This is a genomic window from Fulvivirga aurantia, assembly GCF_009711475.1.
In the GTDB taxonomy this organism is placed as follows: Bacteria; Bacteroidota; Bacteroidia; order Cytophagales; family Cyclobacteriaceae; genus Fulvivirga; species Fulvivirga aurantia.
Genome location: NZ_SMMD01000321.1, coordinates 1 through 1,749, shown reverse-complemented (window position 1 = coordinate 1,749; position 1,749 = coordinate 1). Strand labels below are relative to the sequence as shown.

At 34.3% G+C, this 1,749-nt stretch carries 2 protein-coding genes; both read right to left on the bottom strand.

Annotated elements, in window-relative coordinates; translation table 11 throughout:
• Positions 1 to 422: hypothetical protein (locus tag E1176_RS01465; protein ID WP_155208805.1), on the bottom strand; the 422-nt coding region annotated here is incomplete at its 3' end.
• Positions 409 to 1,563, bottom strand: coding sequence for a hypothetical protein (locus E1176_RS01460; protein WP_155208804.1), 1,155 nt, complete (start codon positions 1,561 to 1,563; stop codon positions 409 to 411). The genes E1176_RS01460 and E1176_RS01465, both read right to left, overlap by 14 nt.
• Positions 1,564 to 1,749 lie beyond the last annotated feature (186 nt).

Below are 1,749 nucleotides of genomic sequence, written 5' to 3'. Positions count from 1 at the left end.
GGGGGTAATACTCCTCTTTCTCTTATTGTATTGCCCAGCAACCTTATAGCCTTTTGAATTTTATCGGAGTTATTTTCTTTTAAGATATAGATTTGATCATCATCTAATTCCAGGTACCACTCTATATATTCTAACCACATATTTACAGTAGCATCTGCATGATCATACCTCTGACAAGGATTTACTAGCTTTGATATGCGGTTAAAGTTCATGAGAGCATTTTTATACCTGCTCTCTGTCATGATTACCGGGTCATCACAGTTTTCTCTGCATTTAAAATAAAGCTCTGTGGCTTTGGTTATTTTTTGTAATGATTGATTATGAATAGCTTGCGCATAATATTCCTGACAAGTAATTATTTTAGAACTACTAGAAAGAAGTACCGCCAGAAGTACCATTAATATGATTTTATTCTTCCGCATACTGATCGTACTCTACACAAACTAATAAATTGCCTTGTTGGTACAGGCTGGTTTTATTACACGGTTGATTTTTGTCACCTAACCATCGCTCATCGAGCTTTATAGTCATTTGGTCATTAAACCATTTCTTAAAATCATCAATCAATAGTGCGCGTTCTATTTCATTCATTTGATCTTCATTTAATGTATGAAATGAAACAAAGGACAGTTTCAAAACATTACCTAATAGCTGAGGTGAGACTTTGACTGCTAAGAAACCGGAAAGCTTATTGGACCTGACGAACATAGATACCAATGGTTCGTTTACAGTGATTTTTACTTTTATTGAATCTAAATTGACTTCTTTTCCCAGGCTATCAAGATAACTGCCACTTCTGTCTAAGTTATTATCAAGATTAGTATGAGCTACTAAACATAAAGAAGCTAACTGCTTTTGGTAATCAGAACCGGAGAATTCACCTTGAAATGAAATAACGTCTATAAACTCACTTTCTAATCGCTGCTCACTAAAATCTACCGTGGTATGGTTACACTTTGTATTTACTTCAAATTGAGAGAAGTTGAAGTCAAGTGTGGATTTACATTTTATCAAATCATTTAAATATTGTGCAGACAAGCTGAGGAAATTTTTCAACTGAATATCGTTTGCCAGATTTTCTCCAAAATTTGATTTATAAGGCCCGGCAAGTACTCTGCCATCAGTAGATCTATTTAGTATCTGGCTGTTAAAATTTTCGCCATTGTAACTGTGCTCTACAGTAAGGTTGTGTGACATTACATCTGATTTACTTTGATTAATGTATCCAAGCTTATACTCTGAAGATGCGAGGATACTCAAAGAGACTTTTGTAATGATTTTATTTTCATGAATTTCAATACTTCTAATATGTCGTTGTCCGATTTTTAGGTCACTATTTATGCCTCTGGCTTTTATCGGATTTATACGTAAAGTATCGACATACAACAGCTCCTGGAAATGAGATTTAATTTCAATTTGAGGGGTTGTGACATGCCTGTAAACCTGAAGTTCCAACTTGTCAGTTTTAGTGGTAATAGCCGGAGGCGGGAGTATTTTGGTAGTACACTGAACACCAAATAATCCAATGGCAATGAGTATTATATAATCCAGTGTTTTAATCATGCGCACTCTTGAGTTTCATGGAGAATTGATTACCAACCCAATCCTGAACAACTGGATAAACTGCTCACTTTATTATGGGCTTAACTTATGGAGAGAGTATTCAATATAATAAAAAATTTTAAAAATATAATTATAGCCTGAAATAAGCATCGCTGCTACTAATTGAATTTAGATTGATAAGGAGAC

Excerpts from the sequence above, each read along its gene's own strand:
- E1176_RS01460 (WP_155208804.1), bottom strand. The coding sequence starts at position 1,563 with ATGATTAAAACACTGGATTATATAATACTCATTGCCATTGGATTATTT.